This is a genomic window from Paucisalibacillus algeriensis, from assembly GCF_000577245.1.
Classification (GTDB): domain Bacteria; phylum Bacillota; class Bacilli; order Bacillales; family Amphibacillaceae; genus Ornithinibacillus.
This window is the reverse complement of sequence record NZ_CBYO010000016.1, coordinates 216,516-241,626: the sequence shown is the minus strand read 5'-3', so window position 1 is coordinate 241,626 and position 25,111 is coordinate 216,516. Positions and strand designations below refer to the sequence as shown.

The window sequence follows — 25,111 nt, the reverse complement described above, 5'->3', positions numbered from 1 at the left end:
GTTGTTCGATTACTTTTACTTTCTGTGATAAACTATCTTCATCATGACATATTGAGGAGATGCATATGGCGTATAAAATTTTATTCTTAGACATTGATGGAACTATTTTAAAACCAGATCATACCTACCACCCTAAGACAAAAGAAGCAATTAAACAGATTCAAGATCAGGGTATGGAAGTTTTCTTAGCAACTGGTAGACCTACCCATGAGCTAAGTGAACTAGCTGAAGATCTAAAAATTAATTCCTATATAGGTTATAATGGTGCTTATGCAGTTTACCAAGGTAGAAATATTTTAGATGCACCAATAAAAAAAGATATTGTAGAAGATTATGTACGCATAGCAAAGAAACATGATCATGAAGTCATTCTTTATACTAGTGAAAGTAATTATGCAATAAATGTTGATTCAACAGCCATTAGAAATTTCACAGAACTTTTTCAAGTAACGAATAAAAGCCTTCTTCCAATAAATGAAGAAATGACCAGTTACGTACTAGGAGCTTCATTGATTAATGTCCGTCCGGAGGAAGCTTATCTATATGAGATAGATGAGGATATTCGACTTGCTGAGGTAAATGTAAATGGGTTACAGGATTGTTATGATCTTATTCGACTATCTGCCAATAAAGGCGAGGCGGTTAAAGTAGCACTAAAACACCTGGGTATATCATCAGAAGAGGCAATTGCTTTTGGAGATGGGATGAATGACAAAGAAATGTTAGAAACAGTCGGCGAGGGATTTGCTATGGGAAATGCTCATCCAAATTTATTGCCATTCGCAAAGTATTCAACCACTACTGTTAATGAAGCTGGAGTTTATCAAGGATTGAAAATGCTTGGGTTAGTTAAGTAATTAGACAGTCAAATATGAAATTACTATATCCTAAAAAATGCTACGTACTCCATAGGGATACGTAGCATTTTCATTACAATAACAATCCCCCATACACAAATGCACCTAAAATTACAAATGCTGGATGGATTTTGATCCGTTCAATTAATAAATAACTTGCAACCCCAATAATAACAGTGTGTAGAATACCTATCCCTACATACGACTCAGAGAAAAATCTCCAAGCCATTAATCCTAACAAGATTGCTATTACTGGTCGAACAAATAACGTTATTCTTTTTACTTTAGGGGAGTCTTTGTATTTATATAATAGCCCAAGTAAAGCGATCATAATAATTAACGATGGTGCTACAGTTGCGAATACTCCGATGACCGCTCCCGGAATACCACCAACTTCATAGCCAACATAACCCGCCATTTTAGTGGCAATTGGTCCTGGAAGGGAGTTAGCTACTGCCAACACCTCACTAAATTCCTGAACAGACATCCAACCATATCTTCCAACAACCTCATTTTCTACTAGCGGAATCGATGCGGGACCACCACCATATCCAAGTATCCCAGGAATGAAAAAGGCCAAAAATATTTCCCAATACGTCTGCATTAGGCATTCACTCCTTTTTCCCGTTTTTTATCCCGGATAACGAGCGCAGAAACGATTAAGACAGCTATTATAATCCCAGGATGAATATCTAAGAAAATAAGGAATATAAATACGACACCTGTCATGATACTCGTTTGGAGCCAACCCATGCCTTTTCTTGCTTTATCAAAAAACTGCCATGTCAAAGTTACCATCATCATCCCCACTACAGGGATCACGGCTGCTGTCATCCCTTTTACCCAATCAATATCTTTAAACGAGGCAAGGGTTGATAGCAAAATAATTAATAAAATAATGGTCGGTAGAGTAGTTGCTAATACGGCATTAAGCATACCGATTACACCGGATACTCGGTACCCAATATACCCCGCCAGTTTTGTGGCTATTGGACCTGGAAGGGTATTGCCAAGTGCTAGCATGTCACCAAACTCTTCGTCTTTCATCCATTTATACGTAGAAACCACTTCTTTGTGAATGAGCGGAATCGAAGCAGGGCCACCACCGTAGCCCAAGATTCCTACCCGAAAAAAAGCTATGAATAAATTCCATTGTGTTTTCATAAAAGACTATTCACCTTTCAGTTAAACGTATTACCAAGCCGCTACTGTTCCGTCGGTTCTTGATTCCGTCCCCCCAGCTAATACTCCTGTTTCGGGATTCCGCCAAATAATCTGTCCACGACCAAAGCTATTTGGCTCTAATGCTATTTTAATATGATGTCCTTTTTCAGCTAAACCTTGTGCTAAATGGTGTGGAAATCTATTTTCTACCTCCACTACCTTCTCCTTCATCCATTGCCAACGTGGTGCATCAAGCGCTGACTGTGGATTCATTCCAAAATCAATAGTATTCATGACAACTTGGACATGTCCCTGTGGTTGCATAAAGCCACCCATTACACCAAATGGACCAACTGGTTGATCACCCTTTGTCATAAATCCAGGGATAATTGTATGATAGGTACGCTTTCCACCAGCTAAAGCATTGGAGTGCTCCAGGTCCATTGAAAAGTTGTGCCCACGGTTTTGTAATGCAATTCCTGTATCGGGTACAACTAGGCCAGAGCCGAATCCCATGTAATTACTTTGAATATAGGAAATCATATTTCCTTCTTCATCAGCTGCAGCTAAATATACCGTTCCACTTAAGGAGGGGTCTCCTGCTTCAGGGAATAATGCTTCATCTCCTATGAGTTTTCTGCGTATTTCACCATAATCATCACTAAGTAGTTGTTCCGCTTTAACCCTCATATGCCCATCATCAGTAACATATTTTTCACCATCAGCAAATGCTAATTTTAATGCTTCAATTTGCTTATGATACGTATCTACAGAGTCACGTTCTGGAAAATCAAAACCTTTTAAAATGTTCAAAGCTTGTAATGCAACAATACCTTGACCATTTGGTGGGATTTCCCAAACATCATAGCCACGATAATTGACACAGATTGGTTTCACCCATTCAGCTTTAAATTCTGCTAAATCTTCTGCAGTTAAATAGCCACCAGTTTCATTTGAAAATTGAGCAATCTTTTCTGCTAATTCTCCACGATAAAAGGATTCTGCATTTGTTTTTCCAATTGATCGTAGGGTTTCTGCATGACCTTCTGATGACCATACTTCCCCGACCTTTGGTGCTCTTCCATTTGGTGCAAAAGTATCAAACCAATGCTTAAACACATCATCGGTTAATTTTGCCTTATAGGATTTATACGCATAGTTCCAGTATTTTCCTAACGTTGGCGAAACTGGATACCCCTCTTGAGCATATTGAATAGCAGGTTTTAATACTTCTTCAAGTGGAAGCTTTCCAAATTTAGTGGAAAGTTCGGCCCATGCTCCAGGAACACCTGGAACTGTAACTGGAATCCAACCGTGTGTTGGGATTTCATCATGTCCAGCCTCCTTGACAGCATCAATTGATATATGCTTCGGTGCTTTCCCACTGGCGTTTAATCCATGTAATTCACCTTTCGTCCAAACCAATGCAAATGCGTCCCCACCAATGCCATTAGAAGTTGGCTCTACAACTGTTAAACATGCAGCAGTTGCAATAGCCGCATCAATAGCATTTCCACCTTTTTTCAAAATCTCTAGTCCAGCTTGTGCTGCAAGCGGTTGGGATGTGGCTACCATACCTTTTTTTCCATATGTAGAATGTCTTGTATTAGAATGTGGATAAGCTTGATGATTAATCGTAAGCATAAAATCCCCTCCCTTATGAATCTTCGAAATTATATATCATATTACGAAAGATATAGTATTCTGTCAATCTGATAATCTTCAAAAATTAAGCTGTTAAGCTCAAATACTTAACTTTTAAAGCGATTTGCTTTCATTTACTTTCCTTTTGTTCATATTTAACCTATAATAATACCAATATATTGACAGGGAGCTGATTGAGTATGAAAATCGACGACATTGATAAACAGTTACTATCCCTTTTATCAGAAGATGGTCGGTTATCCTATGTGGAATTAGCAGAAAAAGTTGGATTATCACGTGTTGCTGTAAAAGACCGCATTAAAAACCTGAAAGATAAAGGAATCATTGAAAAGTTTTCCGTTGTTATAAATTCAGAAAAAATAGGAATGAAGGTGTCAGCATTTTTTGAGGTTGATGTTGAGCCGAAACAATTACAAAAGGTTGCCGAGAATTTAGCTAACAATCCAAATGTGGCTAGTATTTATCAGATGACAGGGCCAAGTACACTCCATACACATGTGTTGGTAGAGGATTTTCAAAAACTTGAAACCTTTATTAATGATCAGCTTTATTCTGTTGAGGGGATAACACGAGTAGAAAGTTCCGTCATTTTGAAGCGATTTAAGAGTAGGACAGGCTATAAGTTGTAAGTGTCTTCTTTACACTGGTTTACACTCACAAAACCAAAAACAGTAACTAGCAAATTATTAACCTAAAAATCTACTTCAAAATCATTTATACCACGCTTAAAGCTACACTTTTCGTGCTATAATTATAGTATTTACTACATGGAAAGAGGTTCGAATATGTTCTGTCAATCGTGTGGAAGAGAGCGACGGCCCAACTCAAATTTTTGTCCTCATTGTGGAGCCAAACAGAAAATTAAGCAAAAATTGAATCCTTTTACGATTATTTTCTTATCGCTATTACTAGTCGGTTCCATTGCACTTAGTGTTTTTGTGGTAACAACCTTTTACTCAAAAGCACCAGAAAATCTTGCTTCAAAGATAATACCTAAAGAACCTGAACAAGAACCCGAAGTAGTGGAAACTACCGCGCCACCTACCGAAAAACAAGAATTACAAGATGAGCAAAAACGAGAATTAAGCGATATTATCGCTACTGCACAAGAAAGCGTCTATACTGTTTTTACACAGTACAGCCAAGGATCTGGTTTCCTATATAATAATAATGGTGCGGTTGTTACGAATGCTCACGTTGTAGAAGGAGAAACTGAGGTTTTTATCAAAACAATTGATGGTACAGAATATCCTGGCACGGTTATTGGTTATTCGAATGAAACCGATGTTGCGGTTATAATTGTTCCAGATTTAGTAGGTATAGAACCTTTTGAACTTGAATTCTCGGACACTTCTAAAATAGGAGAAGAAATCATTGCTCTTGGTAGTCCACTTGGTCTAGAAAACACTGCAACAATGGGATATATCACAGGGAAAAATCGAAGTTTTGTAATTGATCCGTACGTTTATGATAATTTGTATCAGATTTCTGCTCCAATCTCCCCTGGTAGCAGTGGTGGCCCATTAATAAATAAGGTATCAGAAAAAATTGTGGCCATTAACTCTGCCGAGAGTATTGAGGAAGCTTCAATCGGATTTAGCATTCCCTTATATACCGTACATTCCCTAATTGAATCATGGATTAATCATCCGATGAACGAAGAAGATATCCTCGCACAATTTTATGGGGATACGTATAACGAGGATTCATGGAGTGAAGGATACTTTGATGGTGGTGAGTATTCCGAAGATGAAGATTACTACAATTACTGGGAATATGATTATGAGGATTTCTGGGCGGAGTTTGGTGATGCTCTTTGGGAATACTTTGAGGATGAAAATTCTCACTATGACAACTGGTACGATGATGGTAATGAGTACCATGAAGAAAATTGGTCTGAAGGTGACAGTACGGACTCCTATACCGATGAAGGATATGTAGACCCTAGCACGGACCCCAATATGTATTACGATGAGGAAACAGGTGAATGGAGTTATTATGACGAAGTGGAGGACCAGTGGTATTACTACGATGAATACATACAGGCATGGACGTACTATGATGAATACGATGGTCTATGGTACTACTACGATGAAGAACTAGAAGAGTATTTCCCATTTTAATAAAGGCTGTTTTCGTACAGTTTGTTGCTATTCAGAGAAACTGCGCGATAACTAGGATTTTGGGTAGAGTAACATACCCGCTATCTCACTATAATTATGGGGGATGTACCGCACACTACCTATCTACTATTTGATAGATTAAACTATCCGGAAAAAACATCAATCTTTTTAGAAATCAGCCAAAATAAATATTTTAAACAAACAGGGTCTAGCATTCCTTTTATAAGGATGCTAGACCCTGTTTGTTAAAATTCCTTCATTACGGCCTCGTAAACCTCATCAAGTGTCTTTCTCATATTTGACTCTACTGCGGCTACATAAGCTCCTTCTACTAATGGAGCATCTACTATTTTTATCTGTATTGAATCTAGCATCTCTACAGCGACCTCAGCATTCATTTTCGCGCTTCCTAGGTCATAGAGTACGAGAACTCCTTTACCGGAATTCGCAGTTGTTATGGCAGACATTATCTTTTCAACGTTTGTTCCGATCTCATTTTCATCCGTTCCACCTGCGATTGCTATAGGAACATCATGAATAACTTGCCTAATAATGTCTAATAATCCCTCAACTACTTTTGAACTATGTGAGACTAGTACAATACCTACAAAATTCATATTATTCTTTCTCCTTTATCACTTCAGCTAGAGCCTCAAAAATATAGAATGAAGATGCTGAGCCAGGATCAATATGACCAATAGACTTTTCCTTAAAATAAGCTGCCCTTCCTTTTGTTGCCATGGTATCTTTTGATGTTTCTAAAGCATCCCTCGCAAGTTCAATTAAACCATCCGAACTGATTTCTCCTGTAGAAATATAGTCACCCATCGGACTCCAAACATCTATGAGTGTTTTTTCACCTATATCAGATTTTCCTCGTTGTTTCAGTCCTGCAAGAGCCGCTTCCATACCATTTGCAAGTGTACTTAAACTCAAGACTTCATAACCCTTGACCGCCATTGACATTTTCAAAAAAGCTGTTCCATACAAAGGTCCTGATGCTCCTCCAACCTTTGCTAACAATGCCATCGCTACATCTTTTATAACCTCTGATGGCTCGGCATAGTTTTTGGTCATGATTTTATTAATTGCTTCTTTGCAGCCTCTAGCCATGTTAATTCCATGGTCACCATCCCCTATAGGACGGTCAAGTGCAGATAAATAGTCCTTATGATGCTGAATTTTTTTATTTGCAAAGTCAAACCACTTTACGATATCTGGAACGCCTAATTCCATGGAATCTCCCCTTTTCTACATACGAAATGCTGGAGCAATCGATTCTGCGTCAAGTAATTCTTTTAGTTCATCATCTAGTTGAAGGATTGTGATAGAACAGCCAGCCATTTCGAGTGATGTCATGTATTCACCAACAAATGTTTTATATACGTTAATACCCTTTGCTGCTAATAATTCATGAACCTTTTTATTCATAATATATAATTCCATCTCGGGAGTTGCCCCTAACCCATTCACTAGAACTGCGACATCCCCTGAAAAGTCACGGTCTGACAATACTTTTTCCGTTAGAGTGGTTGCTATTTCATCAGCCGTTGCAATAGACCCACGATTAATACCTGGTTCACCATGAATTCCCATTCCGATTTCCATTTCATCCTCTGCAAGTTCAAAGCTTGGCTCACCTGCTGCAGGAACCGTACATGGTGTGAGTGCCATTCCCATTGAACGAACATTAGCAACAACTTTTTCAGCGACTGCTTTTACTTCATTCAAACTAGCACCTCTTTCCGCCTTTGCACCTGCAATTTTATGGACAAAAACCGTCCCTGCAATCCCACGGCGTCCAGTTGTAAAGGAACTGTCTTCTACTGCAACATCATCATTAACGATTACTGTCTCCACTTGAATTCCTTCTGCTTCTGCCAGCTCTGCAGCCATTTCAAAATTCATAATATCTCCGGTATAGTTTTTAATAACTAAAAATACACCAGCACCTCCATCCACCGCTTTAATTGCTTCAAAGACTTGGTCTGGAGTTGGGGAAGTAAAAACCTCTCCACAAACGGCAGCATCTAACATTCCCTTCCCAATATAGCCTGCATGTGCTGGCTCATGACCACTTCCACCACCACTAACTAGCGCAACCTTTCCGTTTATCGGCGCATCTTTTCGCGCTACTACAAACGTGTCGGGCACTTGTTTTAAGTGCTTAGAATTTGCTACGATCAAGCCATCGATCATGTCCTGTACTACTTGATTCGGATCATTAATAATTTTTTTCATCCAAAATCCCCCCGGTTTATTATAAAAGGACCCTAGCATTCATCATGTCATTAGGGTCCTTTCGTATGCTTTACCTTTTATTTAATTACAGTTTAAATGTTCTTGTTGCCTCAACAGCCTTTTGCCAGCCAGCATATAACGTATCTTTAACATTTGCTTCCATTGTATTTTCAAATGTTTTATCATTTTGCCATTGCATAGCAATTTCCTCTTTGTTCTCCCAATATCCTACAGCCAAACCTGCTAAGTATGCTGCACCAAGTGCGGTTGTTTCTTGAACAACAGGACGGTCAACTGGAACTCCCAGAATATCACTTTGGAACTGCATTAAGAAGTCATTCTTTACAGCTCCACCATCCACTCTCAATGTTTTTAAGTCAATTCCAGAATCGGCAATCATTGCATCTAACACATCTCTTGTTTGATAGGCAAGAGACTCAAGTGTTGCACGAATAAAATGCTCTTTCGAGGTACCCCGTGTTAAACCAAACACTGCTCCACGTGCATCACTATCCCAGTATGGAGTTCCCAGTCCAACAAATGCTGGTACTAAGTATACGCCATCTGTAGATTCTACTTTTGTAGCAAAGCCTTCACTTTCTGGCGCACTATTAATGATTCGTAAACCATCACGTAGCCATTGAATAGCAGATCCCGCAACAAATATACTACCTTCAAGTGCATATTCCACCTTTCCATCGACACCCCATGCCAATGTAGTCAGTAGACCATGCTCTGATTTCACACCTTTATCTCCAGTGTTCATCAGCATAAAGCATCCAGTTCCATAAGTATTTTTCGCCATACCTGTTTCAAAACAAGCCTGACCGAACAATGCCGCCTGTTGGTCACCTGCAATCCCTGCTATTGGCACTTCATGCCCAAAGAAATGGTAATCCACTGTATTGGCATACACTTCAGATGATTGCCGTACCTCCGGAAGCATACTCTTAGGTACAGTTAAAATATCTAGTAATTCATCATCCCATTCTAGTTCATAGATATTGAACATTAACGTACGAGAAGCATTAGAATAATCCGTAACATGGGCTTTTCCACCAGATAATTTATATACTAACCACGTATCAATTGTTCCAAAAAGAAGATCGCCATTGTCCGCTTTTTCACGAGTACCTTCTACATTATCCAGAATCCACTTTACTTTTGTTCCTGAGAAATACGCATCAATCAGTAAACCAGTTTTATCACGGAACAGATCATTGTAACCCTTTTCATTCAATTCCTTACAAATATCAGCAGTTTGACGTGACTGCCACACAATTGCTTTATAGACTGGTTTACCAGTATTTTTATCCCAAACAACAGTGGTTTCACGCTGATTGGTAATTCCGATACCAGCAACTTGACTTGGCTCCACATCCGCTTTCCTAAGCACTTCCGCAATACAGGCCAAAACAGAAGTCCAAATCTCATTAGCATCATGCTCTACCCAACCTGGTTTTGGAAAAAATTGCTCAAACTCTCTTTGTGCTGTTTCCACGATTTGTCCCTTGTGGTTAAATAATATTGCTCTAGAACTTGTTGTCCCTTGGTCTAAAGCCATAATAAATTTCTCTTCCATGAAGACACCCCTCTCAATTTTTATAATCCTCTATACCGCTTCTTTGTCTGCCTTTCCGATACTAGCCCCTTGCTTTTTAAAGTCCTCATTTACTGCTCCACCTATAGCCACTAGCATCAAAATACTCATAATCCAGAATAACACTGAAAAGTTTCCTACAAAGAAAGCTTGATAGAAAACAGCCCCGTAAATTCCTCCAAATATTGGTCCTAATACTGGAATCCATGAGTAGCCCCAATCAGAATCCCCTTTACCGGCAATTGGAAGGATAGCATGAGCAATTCTCGGTCCTAAATCACGAGCTGGGTTAATAGCATATCCTGTTGGTCCACCAAGGGACACACCTATTGCTACAATTAATAAGCCAACAATTAATGGGTTCAGCCCTTCTGTAAATTCATTTGCCCCAATAAACATTAAGCCGAGGAGTAACACAAACGTACCAATTGTCTCTGTCAAGAAGTTAGCAAACATACTGCGTTCTGCTGGTGCTGTAGAAAACACTGCAAGCTTTGTAGCTGGGTCATCGGTTTTACGCCAATGCGCCAAATAAGTTAGGTATACTACTGCTCCCCCAATTATAGCACCTAGCATTTGTGCAGTAATATATAATGGTACCTTTGCCCACTCGAATTCCCCAACTGCTGCAAATCCAAGTGTAACTGCTGGATTAATATGTGCACCAGAAAAACTTCCCACCGCATAAACTGCCATAGCTACAGCGAGGCCCCATCCAACTGTTATAACAATCCAACCAGAACCCTCAGCCTTAGAGTTTTTAAGTACTACTCCACCTACTACACCACCACCGAGAATAATCAAAATCATCGTCCCAATCAATTCCGCCATAAATTCTGACATTTTACCTACACCCCTTTTCAGAATAATAATTTTATTAGGAAAATTGGTCTATAAGTCCGAGTACAGCATGTACCAATTTCTCTATTACACTATATTCCAAGTGGAAAAAATACATTCCATATTATTGTAAAAAGGTCTACTCAAATAGCATTCTCTAGCTAGTGTGTAGACCTTTCATACTTTATTTTATTGTTACTTGTAATTATTATTTAGCATGGGCACTTGCTGATGCAGCCATTCGGTCACGAACCATACCATGTGGGTCAATAACAAACTTACGAGAAATCCCACCATCAAATTTCTTATAGCCATCTGGAGCTTCATCTATGGAAATTAGTGTTGCATTGACTGCCTTAGCTATTTGCGCCCTTCCACTAAGTATCGCTCTCATCAAATCACGGTTATATCGCATTACTGGAGTTTGACCAGTAACAAAGATATGCGCCTTTGCAAAACCAAGTCCAAAACGAATTTTCAACGTTCCTTCTTTGGCATCATCATCGCTAGCGCCTGGATCTCCAGTTACATATAAACCAGGAATACCAAGTCGACCACCAGCTTTAGTTACATCCATAATAGAGTTAAGTACGGTCGCCGGAGCTTCACCGGCATCTCTTCCATGGCCACTTGCTTCAAAACCTACTGCATCAATTGCACAGTCAACCTCTGGAACCCCTATGATTTCTGTAATTTGTTCTCCTAGATTATCATGTTCTCTAAGGTTAATCGTTTCACAACCAAAGCTTCTTGCCTGAGCCAATCGTTCTTCAATTAAATCACCAACAATAACGACCGAAGCACCTAATAATTGAGCAGAATGTGCTGCTGCTAAACCAACAGGACCTGCACCAGCAACATAAACAGTTGACCCCATCTTTACTCCGGCACTAACGGCACCATGATATCCAGTTGGAAAAATATCAGATAACATCGTTAAATCCAATATTTTATCTAATGCTTGTTCACGATCAGGGAATTTTAATAGTTGGAAATCAGCATATGGTACCATCACATATTCTGATTGCCCTCCAACCCATCCACCCATGTCTACATAACCATAAGCAGAACCTGGACGATCAGGATTAACGTTCAAACATATATGCGTATCTTGTTTTCTACAATTCACACAACGACCACAGGCAATATTGAATGGTACAGAAACAATATCGCCCTTCTTAATAAATTCCACATCACCTCCAACCTCTATTACTTCACCAGTAATCTCATGGCCTAATACAAGTCCACTAGGTGCTGTTGTACGACCACGAACCATATGTTGGTCGCTACCACAAATATTTGTAGTGATTACCTTCAAAATGACCCCATGGTTACATTTTCGCCCAACATTCAGTGGATTTACCCCAGGTCCGTCACGAAGGACTAAATCTGGATAACCAATATCCCTTACTTCAACCTCGCCTGGTTTGTTATAAACTACTGCCTTGTTACTCACAATACCACTCCTTTTTAATAAATTGGATGTCGTTGTAAGCGCTGACAATCTACCCCAAATATAACATCACACACTAATTAATTCAATAATTGATTTATTTAATATCTTTATAATATTCTTGTTTCTCCGACATAAAATTTCAACTTTTATAAGATTGATATCGAAACTGGGACAACCTTCAAATCATTAATTGGACACTTTAATGGTAAAATATGTAACCACAGAAATTGATCAAATATAATAAGAAGTTCCTCTATAATAGAAAAAAGGCAGTGATCGCTGTCAGTGCCTTTTTACTTATCTAGATTATCCCATTCTGTAATAATTTTATTGAAAAATATCATTGAATGTCCTGCACGCAATTCTCTAATACTCTGTGGAGTTACAGTATGATATTTCTCTAATACATTCTTATCGGTGCCAAATAAGAGAAGACTGTGATGTTGAAAATAATACAATGGTCCATATTGAAAACATGTCATAAAAAGCTCTTGCTTAACATCATCCCAAACAGTAAAAATAAAATTACCATCTAAATGAGTCAAACAATTTTCTTTTGATTCAATATAAGCAGTTAATGCTACCTCTGCTTCAGAAAAATTTTGAAAGGTATGCCCTTTCTCCAAAAGTTTCTTACTTACATCCTCGATATTATCTAAGTTACCACTAAATGCAATAGCGTACATATTCCCATTTGCTTTCTTTTGTACTAACCCATCACCTTTCACACCTTTATAGCCGAACCCAACAAAGGTGCTAAACCAAACATTTGCAGAACCCCTCGTTGTTAACGAATCAGTTATATCCGCTAGTATATCTCGCTTTTCTCTTACGAAGTTTCTTAAATCAACAATACCGGTTATTCCACACATGCTTGCATGTTCCTCCTCACTCAAGTTGTGAAATGACTTTACCGGCATTCCCCTGTAATAAGGAAAAAATGCTTTATTCATCATATGCAACAAAGCGAAATGGCATACCAATTAACATAACAGTATATGACTGGAAACTTTTCCTATGCAGAATTAGTGGACTTGATAATCAAAAACTGTGGTCTCTTTAATAAGACTTCATATTTTTCAGGTGCATACTCTTTAAATGTTTGGGTTGGTTGTGGTTCTATTATTTTTTCTAGTAAAAAATAACGTGATGTTGTATTTATGATGTATTGAAGTGGTCTTCGATAGAAAGGAACTTCATATGTTTTTCCATCCTTGTTCCAGTTATCGATAATTAGCTCCGTAGAATAGTACTGTTTTTCCTTAGTCCAGCTTATATCTGTAAAAGGGTGATGGACTGAAAATAGTAATGTACCATTGGGTTTAAGCACACGCTTAATTTCCTGAAAAGTGTGTTTCCAATCCTTGAGATAATGCAGGGTTAGTGAACTAATAATATAATCAAATGTATTGTCCGTAAAAGGCATGTGTGCTTCCAGGTCCATACATATAACGTTGACATTACCAACTACTCGCCTTTTGGTGGCATTGACCATTTCGGGACTAATATCAATAGCAACAACAGTTGCCCCTCTTTGAATTAATTGCTCTGTATACCACCCTGCAGCACATCCTGCATCCAGTATTTTTTTATTAGAAAGATCCTTTGGCAACTCATTTAACATGGCTGGTCTTTCATACTCTGTATTATACAAGCCTTCCTTATCAACTGTTTTTTCATAAACAGTCGAAAGTTGATTAAATATTTCTGTTACATGTCCTTTCATTTCCTCACCTCTTAAAATTGAAGATGGATAAGGTATAAGGTTAGGACCTTATACCGGTTAATCATTAATTTAAATAGTGATTCAAAAAATTCTGATGTGCGAACCCCTTAACTTCTTCTTCTGAAAAGTGTTTTAGTAGTTCATTAATGAGATTTTGATATTTAGAAGCATTCTCTAAATCCGTAACAAAAGAAGAAATCCCATCAAAATCAGATCCTAGTCCAATATGTTGAATTCCCCCAAGCTCACATAAATAATCGATATGACGAATCAAGTCATCTATTGTAGCGTCTCTTCGCTCGTGATTAATAAAAGGTGGCCAGAAGACAACATGGATCATAGCATCTCGTTCAAACATTGCTTTTATTTGTTCATCATTCAAATTACGAGGATGTTGACACAAAGCAAAAGCGTTGGAATGGCTCGCAATTGGGTACTTTGCAGTTTCCATCACATCCCAAAAAGCTTTTACAGAAAGGTGTGAAACATCTGTTAAAACACCATGTTCATTGTTTAACTGGACTACTTCTCTACCAAAAGAAGTTAAACCAGCACCCCTCGGTTCTTCCACACCATCTGCACATAGATTTGCGTTATTCCAAGTTAATCCAATAGAAAGTACACCAAGTTGATATAGCATTCGTAATTTTACAAGGTCATTCCCAAATGCATCTGCACCTTCCAATGTCAAAACAGCACCTATTTCTCCATCTCTTAAGTCCCTTATTTCCTTCCACTTTTTGATATGCTTCATTTCAGGGTTTTTTCCTAGAATTTCATTATAAAAAATATCAATTTGCTCAAGGGCATGTTGCCATTTTTCGTTAGTAGGGACATCTGGCATCATAAAAATTGCAAAAAACTGTACATTTATCTTTCCTTTTTTTAAATATTGAAGATTCGTGTTTAGCTCTTGTGAATCTTTGAATTGGAGTTGTGTTTTCGAAAATGGTATTCGTTTTAATTGTTGTAGTTTTAATAAAGCATCACAATGAGTATCGATAACTTTCAAATAGATGCTCCTTTCTATTTGGGGTTGTGGTTTCTATTTTTGGGATTATGCTCTTCATTCACGAATTACCTTTACAAGCCTCAATAAACCCATTAAAAATAGCTTCCGAAGCTTCATCATCACTAACTAACATGCTCTCCGGATGCCATTGAACAGCCAAAACAAATCGATGTTTTGTGCTTTCTATGGCTTCGATCACCCCATCACTAGCCAGCGCACTTACTTGAAGGGGATTAATCACGTTACGATTAGCTTGATGATGTCTACTATTTACTTTCATTCTAGTTTTTCCAGTCAATTCCTTCAACAATGATCCTTCTAAAACATCCACATAATGTGACCCATGCATCTTTGGTGCCTTTTGCTGGTGCTGCAGGAGTTCACCGGGTATTTGTGCATAAATATCCTGATACATATCGCCACCAAGCGCAATATTTAATGTCTGACTTCCACGACAAACACCCATAATTGGTTTATCTAATTCTAGTACTCTTTTCATCAGCTCTATTTCAAATAAATCCCGTTCTGGAATAATGATCCCTAATTTTGGATGTGGCTCCTCTCCAAATATTGTTGGATCAATATCATATCCACCGGTTGCGTATAATCCATCTAATTTTCTAGCAATCTCTAAAATATCATCTTTATTTTGAGAATATGAGAGCAAAAATGGAACCCCACCTGCCCTGTTAATAGCATTCACATTATCTTTAGACGTATAGTAAACATCCTGTTCCAAATCTGTAGAAGTAACAACACCAATTAACGGCTTCAATTATGGCATCCTCCTTAGGAATATCCTTTATCTTCTATTCTACCATATGACGCACAAGCTAAATTCATTATCTCTACCAATATAAAAACGCAGTTAATACAGACACAACCATAAAAAATAAGCTAGTTGCTACACCAATTAAATAATGCTCTTTTTTGGTAAAAACACCTGTCTGAAATCCATAATATACCGCAGTTGAATGAATTGGTAGCACCATAACACTCCCCGTTACCATCACGGTAAGAAATGCTAATTTCATAGGTTCTATCCCTAATATATCAGCATATGACATGACAATTGGAAAAATAACAATGATTGCCGAAGACGGGACGATAAAAAAGAAGCGTAATATAAAAACAATACTTGCGATAATCAACAACATTCCTAGTAATTCAATATTATCAGGAACAAATCCGATTAATAACTTAGCCAATTTCGATGCTGTTCCATTTTCCTGAATTAGAATACCCAATGAGAAAGACGCACCAAGCATTAAGAAATTTTCCCAATCAAAATCTCGAATTACCTTATTTGTCACCAGTCCCATCTTCGGAATAGCATAAAAAACCACAAGCAGCATTGGCGGAAGCAAAATAGGGAAATCTTGATCGACTACAATCCATGTTACAATCATACAAAGAAATGCAACGACAACAACCCAAGTTTTGGACGTAATCGTTTCATATTCCTGATTTTGTACACCTAAAGTATCATTCCGTACAAATTTATCTTCATCTGGAGTCGTATATTTCAAAAACTGCCACACAAATAACAAAAAGATTAAAGAACCGATCCACAAAGGAGGTGCAATGATTAAAAACCAGTCTATCCATCCAAAATTCCCTATTTCAAAATCCCGAATTAATTGCGAGGCAAGAATGGGAAATCCTCCACCTGTATAGATGACCATTGTAGCATTTTGATTCATCATCCCAATGATGTAAACACAAAACTTCATAAATAAACTTTTATCCGAATATCCATAAAAAGAATTAAGACGTCTTAGCAGCGGCAATAATATCTTAAATCTTGCTACTGCAGATGGTAATAAAATCGGCGAAACTAACATAAAAAGCGGTAGTCCTATAAAAATAGCCTTTGGACCACCTTTGCTTACCTTGAATAAAAATCGCGCAATAATACGATCGATTCTTACCTTAACTAGAGCTTGACTAATAATTGAAAGCATTAACACAAAGTATAATGCAGAAGTGGAAAATCCAGAAAGTGCGTTTTCGATATCATCTACTAAATGAAATACAAGCATTAACGATAAAATTAATATGCTACTTGCACTACTTGGAATTGGATTAACAATCCACAAGAACATGGCAATAAAAAGTAATACTAATGTCCACTCCTGTTCACTTGAAAATTCAAGGAAGAGGTTGGATTGTTCAAAGCCTAAAAACATAAAACAAGCCATACCTAATAGTAGGTATAGCATTGTTTTTCTATTCAAGTGTAATTCTCTTAGTACCCGTTTCATCATTGTATTCCTTTTCGTTTACGACGGTAATGACCTACAATTGGGAACAAAAATGATAAGAAGCCAACAATCAATAGACTTATAGCAATTGGACTTTCCACAAAAATCATGTAGTTTCCATTTGAAATCGTTAAGGATTGTCTGAACGCTTGCTCCATCATACCACCCAAAATGAAAGCTAGAATAAATGGAGGTGCAGGGAAAGAAAATAGACGCATCAAGAATCCAACTACCCCAAATAACAGTAGCATATACAAATCAAATGTATTAAAGCTAATTGCATATACCCCTATAATACTAAACATGATTACCAACGATATTAATAAAGGACGTGGTATCTTTAGTATTTTTGAGATATAAGGAATTAATGGTAGATTTAAGATTAGTAGAAAAACATTCCCGATATACATACTTGCAATAATTCCCCAGAAGATTTCCGGACGATCGGTCATTAATAATGGTCCAGGTTGTACGTTGAGTACTAAAAATGCACCTAACATGACCGCGGTTGTTCCTGAACCAGGGATACCTAAACTTAATAGAGGAACAAACGCACCACTTGTTGCTGCATTATTGGCTGTTTCCGGTGCTGCAAGACCTTTTATTGAACCCCTCCCAAATTCTTCAGGATTCTTGGAAATTCGCTTTTCCGTTATATATCCTATAAAAGAAGCAATGGTTGCTCCTGCCCCCGGTAACACACCTAATAAAAACCCAAGGAAAGACTGTCTAGTCATTGGACCTCTCATTTCCTTAAATTCATCTTTCGTTATTTTTAAACTTCCTATTTTACGCTTATTTTCAAAGTATAAATCCTTTCGATTAATAATTAATGTACAGACCTCTGCAAGGGCAAATAACCCTAAAGCGATTACTAAGAAATCCAAACCTTCTAGTAGATTTACATTTCCAAATGTAAATCTCTGTGTACCTGTTTGTGGATCAATTCCTATTGTTACGACCATAAACCCTATTACTGCCGAAATTAATGCTTTAATAGTTGATCCTTCTGATAGACTTGTAATAGCAGTAAGACCTAAAAACATTAATGCAAAATATGCCGGTGGGTCAAATGAAATTGCTACGCTTGATAGCATCGGTGCAAACAACATTAATAATATTACACTGACTGTTCCACCAACAAATGAAGAAATTGCTGCTATTGCTAGTGCCTTCCCAGCTTTCCCCTGCTGTGCCATTGGATAGCCATCAAATGCGGTTGCAACAGTTCCAGACACTCCTGGTGCATTTAATAGAATAGAGGATGTTGATCCACCGAATATAGCACCGTAATAAACGCCCGCCATCATTACAAGCGCAGGAGCTGGATCCATCCCAAACGTAATTGGAATCATAACAGCGATTGCACTAATTGGACCAAGACCAGGTAACATTCCAATAAATGTACCAACAAGAACCCCAATCAATACAAATAAGATTCCTTCAAGACTTAAGGCTACTTGAAAACCAGATAAAATACCTTCTATTGATCCCATATTCTCACTCCTTTAAAACGGCAAAATTCCTTGTGGTAGATTTATTTGTAAAAACTTAGTAAACATAATATACATAAATAGTGGAAATAAAATGGATACTAACGCATTGGTGACAGGCTTTTTATACCCTAAAAACCAAGAACAACCAAAGATAAAAATAGCAGTTGTTACAATAAAACCTAATATTTCTAAAAAGAAGATAAATAGAAACACAAAGCCAAAAACTGCTAAAAGTGTACCAATATCTTTCTTCGGAATTTTCCTTCGAGCTTTCTGTTCCTCTGTATCCGAATCCTTGGCAAAAAACAACCCAATTGATAGAGAAATTAGAATAAATCCAAGGCCTTTAGGGACAACGTCTGCATCAATTACCGTATAAGCAAACGAAGGTAACTGATAGGCAAGTACAAGATATACAATTGCTAATACAAGTAAAACAAGACTTATTCGTTGATTTAATGTTTTAAACATATATTCACCACCTATAAAAATCGATTGTTTCCTTAAACAAATGGAAGTCAATGACCTAATATCATTGACTTCTCAAATGTGATCACTTATTGACCTAATCCTAACTCATCAAGTAGTGCCCCTATGGTTTCGTATTGCTCATCTAAGAATGCCTTATATTCTGCACTATCCATGTACATTTCATCCCAACCATATTGGTCACGAATAGCTCCAAATTCCTCGGAATCACTTAATTCTTTAAATTTCTTTTCATAATAAGCAATTGCTGCCTCATCCATGTTTGGAGGGCCAAAGAACCCACGCCAGTTAACAAATGATGCATCGATTCCTTGTTCTATTGCCGTCGGGAAGTCCTTAAGTGTTTCACCAGTTAGTCTTTCCTCTGCCGTAATACCAAGAACTTTGATAGTACCGGCTTTTACTTGTTCAACTGTTTCTGCCACACCTGTTGAAAAAACTTCAACACTACCATTCAGTAATTGAGTCAAACCAACACCGTCTGGATCCGTTACATATTTAATTTTTGTTACATCAACACCTGCAGCTTTTGCAATTTGAACAAATTGGATATGGTCCATACTTCCAGGAGAAGATGTTCCTACTACAGCAATGCTTTCGGGATCTTCTTTCATATCCTCAAATAAATCGTTTAAGCTATCCCAAGGTGCATCTGCACGGACTGCGAAAGCGCCATAATCAGCGATTACGTTTGCAAGTGGAGTAAAGTCATCATAACCATATTCAGACTGTCCGTTTAATGGGACTAAGATAATTGGTGGTGAAGCAACAAATAGGTTATGGTTACTTCCGTCAAATCCAGCAACGTATGCCCAACCTACAGCACCGCCACCACCAGGCTTGTTTACAACACCAATATCCTCTTCAATGATTCCAGCTTCATTAAATACCTTTGTAGCCATTCGAGCTGTGGTATCCCAACCGCCACCAGCTCCAGCCGGTGCTACCATTTCAATTGCTTTTTCTGGCTCCCAATCACCAGATGCATTGTTACTAGGTGCATCATCTGATGAACAAGCTGTAAGAATAACTATTAACATAGCAACTGATATAATTGCCAAACACTTCTTCATGTTAAAATCCCCCTTATTTAAAATTAACTATTACATGTATTCCAATATAATTCACTACTCTCTAAATGTAACCGTTTTCAAAATAATGATTAAAAAGAATAATAAATTCTTTTTGTTCATTTTGTTCACAGCCTAATAAAAAGGGACCGACCCCTTTTGTGATCAGTCCCTCTACTTCACTAGATGATATTTTCTTTCTGGCCGTCCGACAATTCCATACTCTAATTCCGCTCCGACCTCTCCAGTAGATATCAAGTATTCCAAGTATCTTCTTGCAGTTGTTCGTGATACCCCAATCTGCATGCCCATTTCTTCTGCAGTAATCCCTATTTTAATAGTATTGATAATTTCTGAAACTTTCTCAAGGGTTAATGGATCAATCCCCTTTGGTGTATCTTTCTGTTCCCGATTTTCAGAAGTGTACCCAAAATACTCATCTAAAAATGATTGATCAATTTCCTCTTGTTTCTCTAATTTTTGCTTCATTTCATGGTATCGTTCCAGTGTTTCAATAAATCGTTCCATTTTCACCGGCTTTATAATGTAGTCGAATACACCATTGCGTATAATATCCCCAACTAACTCTGTTTCCGTAGCCGCAGAAACCATAATAAAATCAATGCTTGAATTCTGATAACGGATGGATTCGATAATATCCGTTCCTAACATATCTGGTAGGTATACATCTAAAATGACTAAATCTATATTATTATTATTAACAAGTTTAATAGCCTCTTGTCCATTTAAAGCCTTTCCTACCACTTTAAACCCCTTAATCATTCCAATAAATTCTTCATGAATCGTTGCTATCCGAAAATCATCCTCCACAATTATTACATGAATCATCTTTTTCCTCCTAATCTACCTGTTTTGGAATAAATACAGAAAAAACTGCTCCTCCAGTTGGCTGATTATGTACCTCCATTTGTCCTCCAAGGTCCTCAACCGTTTCTTTAACAATGGCAAGTCCAAATCCCCGCCTGGAATCATTTTTGGTAGAGAAGCCGAGTTCAAAAATCTTCTGTACATTCTGATCAGTTATTCCATTACCAGAATCGGCGATTTCAAAAACGATATCATCTCCTAGATCAGTTCCAAAAAATATAATTTCTTTCTTATCTTTCTTTTCTACTGCCTCCATGGCGTTATCCAGCAGATTACCTAGAATTGTAATCATTTTTGCTATATCAATATGCTTTGGTAACTGTTCCAAATAACTATTACTTTCTATCTTAAACTCCACTTTCTTCTCAGAAGCCTTTCCCATCTTTCCTAACAGGATTGCTTGAATCGTTCTATCCTTTATTTGTTCTAGCAATATTTTATTCTGGTTAACGGTTGCCTTTGACTCAATTTGGATTAATTCAATCGCTTCCTTATAATGTCCGAGTTGTAGTAGTCCTGATAACACATAAAGTTTATTGGTGTATTCGTGGGTTTGCGCTCGCAAATCCTCCGAGTATTTTCGTACTTCAGATAAGGTATTAAGCATTTCATTTATATCTGTTTTGTCCCGGAAACTTGCCACAACACCAACAACATGATGCTTTTCATCAAGAATTGGCGTTCGGTTGACAATTACAATACGATTATTTAATATCATTTCATCGTCTTTCATTGGTTCTCCAGACTGTAAAACTTCGTACATTTTCGTATTAGGAAACACTTCTTCTATCCTTTTATTAGTATGACTATCATGGAAACCTAGAATTTTTTGAGCAGACTCATTCATCATCGAGATTCTCCCCTGCGGATCCATCGCAATAATGCCTTCTTTAATAGAGGAAAGAATTGCACTTCTATCCTGAAATAGAGATGCAATTTGATATGGTTCAAGCCCTAGCATGTCATTTCGAATATTTCGGGCTAACATGACGCCACCAAAAAAACCAAGTGCAATGACAACAATTGCTGAACCACTAATTTTCAATAGATTTTTATAAATAATAGATTTAATATCTTCCAACATAAAACCTACAGATATGATTCCAACAATGTCACCGTTATTATTAAAAACTGGAGCTTTGCCTCGTAAAGATGGTCCAAGACTACCAACTGCTTTCGAAGTGTAAAATTCCCCATGAACTAAGGCTTTATCATTGTCACCACCAACCATTTTCTTTCCTATTTTATCAACGTCTGGATGTGCATAACGAATACTATCCACATTCCCAATTACAATAAATTCTGCCCCAATAAATTCTCTTATTTCCTCAGCAATAGGTTGCAGCACCTCAGAAGGATTTTCAAGTTCGAATGCATTAATAACGGTTGGCATGACAGATACGGTTATAGCAGAATTTAGTGCACGTTCTCCAATATGTTTTTCAATATCCTTTGATTCATAATAAGCAAAAATTCCCGTAAGCGAAACCGTTATCAATATAATTAATCCAACAATTAACACAATAATTTTTGTCATTAATGAGATTCTCTGCAATGATGGTCCCCCTATATTTTCATTAGTCTAAATTTAGCATATTTAGGGACTATATGGAAATATCGTACTTATTGATTAAATTAATTCAAGTTTATCCAAAAGTTTATCCAATCCCAATCAAAGATTAGTCAACTATAGGAAAAGGGGCTCCAATAAGGAGCCCCTTCCCAGGGCATGCTATTTATGACCATTTTGCATACTCTGTTCGGCGATTTGAATCATTCGCTTGACCATCTCGCCACCCACAGATCCGTTTTCACGTGCAGTTGTGTCAGCTCCAGGCTGAACACCAAACTCATTTGCAATTTCCTCTTTCATTTGTTCCATTGCATTTTTTGCACCTGGCACTAACAACTTATTCCTATTATTGTCATTGGCCAAACTGATCACTCCTTGTGGGTATTGAACAGATGTGTCTGTTCTTTCCTAGGTTACGAACTTCAAGCGTTTTCTATGCAATTCAACAACAAAAACTGAATCCCTAGAATCTTCTAAATTCAAGGACACAAGGGGAATAAAACTATATTACCATATAATGGATGGCGTATTTTCAACGGTATACCTATATTTGACTTGACAGGGCTTTAGCACTAATCTATATTTTAAATGATAGGACTTTTCAGAATTTTGTAATGTTAGGGGGTAAGTAGTTGAAAACGTTAAAACATGACAAACGTATTAATCAGGTTATACAAGCAGTAGAAGAATCCTCCTTTTTTGGTAGAAAGTACGAGGTAAATTTTTTTCATGAACTAATTCAACATGAAAATCCAGAGTACAAAGTTGTTCACTTGCATGGGGAAGGTGGTATTGGAAAAACCTATTTACTTTATGAATTTGCCATTATTGCCGAAAAGAAAAACATCCCTTTTATCCATTTAGATACCCAGGATTTTAACCAAACCATTGAAGGGTTTACAGACTACTTACATTCCATGCTATCTACTCATCTAGATGTTGGTGAAACTATTCCAAAAACTTTACAAGCTTGTATTCAACTAATTAATAATTTTGGACAGAAAAAAAAAATTATTATCGCCGTTGATACCTATGAACAAATAGATAATCTTAATAGATGGTTTCGAAATGTATTTATTCGCAAGCTCCACCCTAGTGTTTCCGTAATACTCGCTGGAAGAAGGGGATTAACTGGGGAATGGCAAGAATCACCGGCTTGGAGACGAATTACAAAGCAAATAAAGATTACTTCCTTTAACTTTGATGATACATATGATTTTTTACAAAAAAACGGGATAACTTGTGAAGCCTCTATAAAAAAAATATGGCAATTCACAAATGGAAATCCATTGTTATTATCATTAGCAACTATAAGTGATGTTGTGGGTGCAGAAAATAGTAATATCTTCAAAAATAAAACTGAAGTATTAAGTACGTTAACAAATAGGTGGTTAAATGAAGTAAAGGATGAGAGCTTAATTAATTTAATTGAGGTTGCTGCTTTGTTAAACCATTTTAATCAAAGTACGTTATCACAAATACTAAAACAAGAAATCTTAACTAATACGTTCCATGAACTAACTTCCTTCTCCTTCATTCGAAAATCACAGGAAGGATGGAGTATACATGAGTTAATTCGTGATGCAATTCGAATCGAGTTAAAGCACAGAAACCATGAACGATATAAACAATTAACCAAACAAATAATTTACTACTATTATACTCGAATTATTACACAACCCAGTACAGATGATATTGCCTCTTTCTTTTATCATCTTGGTGACGATGTTATTCAGTCTGTATTCTTTCAAGATACCTTAATCGATCATTCTATGTATCTAGAACCGATTGAAGAATATAATTTTCATGAAGTAGAAGATTTTTTCATATATTTAAATAATAATCTGACCGTTAGCAGAACGAATTTTTATAACCGTACTACCGATACTACCTTCCAATTTGATGCATCATTAGAACATAATCAACTAGAGTATGAATTCATAGGGCCAAAGTACATAAAAAAAATGGGCTATAATGGTTCAAGCTTACTAAAAAGAGATGGTGAAGTTATTGGGATATCTATTAATGTTCCAATCAATGAACAGACATTACCATTTCTGGCAAGTGAACCTGTATCTAGAGCATATTTTTCAAATTTATCGAAAGAAGAAAAACAATACTATCATGTCCCTGTTGAGAAAACAGCAGGTTATTTTATACGCTACCAAGAGTATAAAGACCCAACTGACAACGCTGCCCGTGCATTTTTATTGTATAGTCTATTTCCTTTAATATTTTCTGGTGGTAAGCTAGTTGCATCAACACCTTTAAAGCTTTTTCAAGAATTATTATATAAATTTGGATTCCAAACAGTAGACGGGGCATCTCATCTTGATTACCGAGAGAAAGTACCAACACCAACATTCCTATTAGACTTAAGCGGTCCCAAACTAATACCTTATTTGAAACAATTTATAGCTGGACTAAACACAGATAAGATGGATATACTAACCCAAGAATTTTCTTTAACGCCTAGGGAGCAAGACATCATAATCTTGTTAATAGAAGATAAGCCAATCCTTGAAATTGCAAAAGAATTATACATTGCTGAGATTACGGTAAAAAAAGCATTAAGTCGTATTTATCAAAAGGCAAATGTTAAAAACCGAATGCAGTTTATGAAGCGAATAATGGAGATTACATGAAA

At 37.1% G+C, this 25,111-nt stretch carries 24 protein-coding genes; 4 read left to right on the top strand and 20 right to left on the bottom strand.

Features of this window, described 5'->3' with window-relative positions; all coding sequences use genetic code 11:
• The first annotated feature begins 65 nt into the window (after positions 1-65).
• Positions 66-857: an HAD family hydrolase gene (locus TY11_RS13315; protein WP_042146929.1), complete on the top strand. Its 792-nt coding sequence runs from the start codon at positions 66-68 to the stop codon at positions 855-857.
• Positions 858-930: 73 nt separating this feature from the next.
• On the opposite strand, the gene TY11_RS13310 is transcribed toward TY11_RS13315, so the two are convergent.
• The 3 genes from TY11_RS13310 to TY11_RS13300 are packed head-to-tail and all read right to left on the bottom strand — an operon-like array spanning position 931 to position 3,665.
• Positions 931-1,461, bottom strand: coding sequence for a chromate transporter (locus tag TY11_RS13310; RefSeq protein ID WP_042146926.1), 531 nt, complete (start codon positions 1,459-1,461; stop codon positions 931-933).
• Positions 1,461-2,021, bottom strand: a complete 561-nt coding sequence (locus tag TY11_RS13305) for a chromate transporter (protein WP_042146924.1) — start codon at positions 2,019-2,021, stop codon at positions 1,461-1,463. Before TY11_RS13305 ends, TY11_RS13310 begins: the two co-directional genes overlap by 1 nt.
• A gap of 30 nt (positions 2,022-2,051) precedes the next feature.
• The gene (locus TY11_RS13300; RefSeq protein ID WP_042146922.1) at positions 2,052-3,665 is read right to left on the bottom strand and encodes a gamma-glutamyltransferase family protein; all 1,614 of its coding nucleotides are present in this window, start codon (positions 3,663-3,665) and stop codon (positions 2,052-2,054) included.
• Positions 3,666-3,865: 200 nt separating this feature from the next.
• On the opposite strand from TY11_RS13300, the gene TY11_RS13295 reads away from it, so the two are divergent.
• Together TY11_RS13295 and TY11_RS13290 are read left to right on the top strand one after the other, a co-directional pair.
• Positions 3,866-4,315, top strand: coding sequence for an Lrp/AsnC family transcriptional regulator (locus tag TY11_RS13295; protein ID WP_042146921.1), 450 nt, complete (start codon positions 3,866-3,868; stop codon positions 4,313-4,315).
• 156 nt (positions 4,316-4,471) lie between these two features.
• On the top strand, positions 4,472-5,809 hold the full coding sequence (locus TY11_RS13290; protein ID WP_042146919.1) for a trypsin-like peptidase domain-containing protein: 1,338 nt from the start codon (positions 4,472-4,474) through the stop codon (positions 5,807-5,809).
• Between the two features lie 245 nt (positions 5,810-6,054).
• Here TY11_RS13290 and dhaM read toward each other — a convergent pair whose 3' ends face one another.
• The 17 genes from dhaM to TY11_RS13205 all read right to left on the bottom strand — a co-directional run bounded on the left by dhaM (position 6,055) and on the right by TY11_RS13205 (position 22,827).
• A complete protein-coding gene (dhaM, locus tag TY11_RS13285; RefSeq protein WP_042146917.1) occupies positions 6,055-6,426 on the bottom strand; it encodes a dihydroxyacetone kinase phosphoryl donor subunit DhaM in 372 nt (123 codons plus the stop codon).
• 1 nt (position 6,427) lies between these two features.
• Positions 6,428-7,045: a dihydroxyacetone kinase subunit DhaL gene (gene dhaL, locus TY11_RS13280; RefSeq protein WP_042146915.1), complete on the bottom strand. Its 618-nt coding sequence runs from the start codon at positions 7,043-7,045 to the stop codon at positions 6,428-6,430.
• A 15-nt stretch (positions 7,046-7,060) separates the two neighbouring features.
• On the bottom strand, positions 7,061-8,050 hold the full coding sequence (gene dhaK, locus TY11_RS13275; RefSeq protein WP_042146914.1) for a dihydroxyacetone kinase subunit DhaK: 990 nt from the start codon (positions 8,048-8,050) through the stop codon (positions 7,061-7,063).
• 85 nt (positions 8,051-8,135) lie between these two features.
• Positions 8,136-9,632, bottom strand: a complete 1,497-nt coding sequence (gene glpK, locus TY11_RS13270) for a glycerol kinase GlpK (RefSeq protein WP_042146911.1) — start codon at positions 9,630-9,632, stop codon at positions 8,136-8,138.
• A 30-nt stretch (positions 9,633-9,662) separates the two neighbouring features.
• Positions 9,663-10,493, bottom strand: coding sequence for an MIP/aquaporin family protein (locus tag TY11_RS13265; protein ID WP_042146909.1), 831 nt, complete (start codon positions 10,491-10,493; stop codon positions 9,663-9,665).
• A gap of 205 nt (positions 10,494-10,698) precedes the next feature.
• Positions 10,699-11,949: a formaldehyde dehydrogenase, glutathione-independent gene (gene fdhA, locus TY11_RS13260; protein WP_042147132.1), complete on the bottom strand. Its 1,251-nt coding sequence runs from the start codon at positions 11,947-11,949 to the stop codon at positions 10,699-10,701.
• Between the two features lie 290 nt (positions 11,950-12,239).
• The gene (locus TY11_RS13255) at positions 12,240-12,818 is read right to left on the bottom strand and encodes an asparagine synthetase B family protein (RefSeq protein ID WP_042146906.1); all 579 of its coding nucleotides are present in this window, start codon (positions 12,816-12,818) and stop codon (positions 12,240-12,242) included.
• A gap of 143 nt (positions 12,819-12,961) precedes the next feature.
• On the bottom strand, positions 12,962-13,672 hold the full coding sequence (locus tag TY11_RS13250) for a class I SAM-dependent methyltransferase (RefSeq protein WP_042146905.1): 711 nt from the start codon (positions 13,670-13,672) through the stop codon (positions 12,962-12,964).
• Positions 13,673-13,736: 64 nt separating this feature from the next.
• The gene (locus TY11_RS13245) at positions 13,737-14,684 is read right to left on the bottom strand and encodes a dipeptidase (RefSeq protein ID WP_042146903.1); all 948 of its coding nucleotides are present in this window, start codon (positions 14,682-14,684) and stop codon (positions 13,737-13,739) included.
• Positions 14,685-14,742: 58 nt separating this feature from the next.
• Positions 14,743-15,459, bottom strand: coding sequence for a gamma-glutamyl-gamma-aminobutyrate hydrolase family protein (locus TY11_RS13240; RefSeq protein WP_042146901.1), 717 nt, complete (start codon positions 15,457-15,459; stop codon positions 14,743-14,745).
• Between the two features lie 73 nt (positions 15,460-15,532).
• Complete coding sequence (locus TY11_RS13235) at positions 15,533-16,948, bottom strand: SLC13 family permease (RefSeq protein WP_052345833.1); 1,416 nt, start codon at positions 16,946-16,948, stop codon at positions 15,533-15,535.
• Positions 16,948-18,444 carry a tripartite tricarboxylate transporter permease gene (locus TY11_RS13230; protein WP_042146899.1) on the bottom strand — a complete coding sequence of 499 codons (1,497 nt, stop codon included), beginning with the start codon at positions 18,442-18,444 and terminating at the stop codon, positions 16,948-16,950. Before TY11_RS13230 ends, TY11_RS13235 begins: the two co-directional genes overlap by 1 nt.
• 12 nt (positions 18,445-18,456) lie before the next feature.
• Positions 18,457-18,915, bottom strand: a complete 459-nt coding sequence (locus tag TY11_RS13225; protein WP_042146898.1) for a tripartite tricarboxylate transporter TctB family protein — start codon at positions 18,913-18,915, stop codon at positions 18,457-18,459.
• Between the two features lie 86 nt (positions 18,916-19,001).
• Positions 19,002-20,006 (bottom strand): tripartite tricarboxylate transporter substrate binding protein, encoded by a 1,005-nt coding sequence (locus tag TY11_RS13220; protein WP_042146896.1) that lies wholly within the window; start codon positions 20,004-20,006, stop codon positions 19,002-19,004.
• A 171-nt stretch (positions 20,007-20,177) separates the two neighbouring features.
• On the bottom strand, positions 20,178-20,852 hold the full coding sequence (locus TY11_RS13215) for a response regulator (protein ID WP_042146894.1): 675 nt from the start codon (positions 20,850-20,852) through the stop codon (positions 20,178-20,180).
• A gap of 10 nt (positions 20,853-20,862) precedes the next feature.
• On the bottom strand, positions 20,863-22,446 hold the full coding sequence (locus TY11_RS13210) for an ATP-binding protein (RefSeq protein ID WP_369797413.1): 1,584 nt from the start codon (positions 22,444-22,446) through the stop codon (positions 20,863-20,865).
• Between the two features lie 177 nt (positions 22,447-22,623).
• Positions 22,624-22,827: an alpha/beta-type small acid-soluble spore protein gene (locus TY11_RS13205; protein WP_081755920.1), complete on the bottom strand. Its 204-nt coding sequence runs from the start codon at positions 22,825-22,827 to the stop codon at positions 22,624-22,626.
• A 269-nt stretch (positions 22,828-23,096) separates the two neighbouring features.
• Here TY11_RS13205 and TY11_RS13200 point away from each other — a divergent pair, with 269 nt between their 5' ends.
• On the top strand, positions 23,097-25,109 hold the full coding sequence (locus TY11_RS13200) for a LuxR family transcriptional regulator (protein WP_042146892.1): 2,013 nt from the start codon (positions 23,097-23,099) through the stop codon (positions 25,107-25,109).
• The last annotated feature ends 2 nt before the right edge of the window (positions 25,110-25,111 follow it).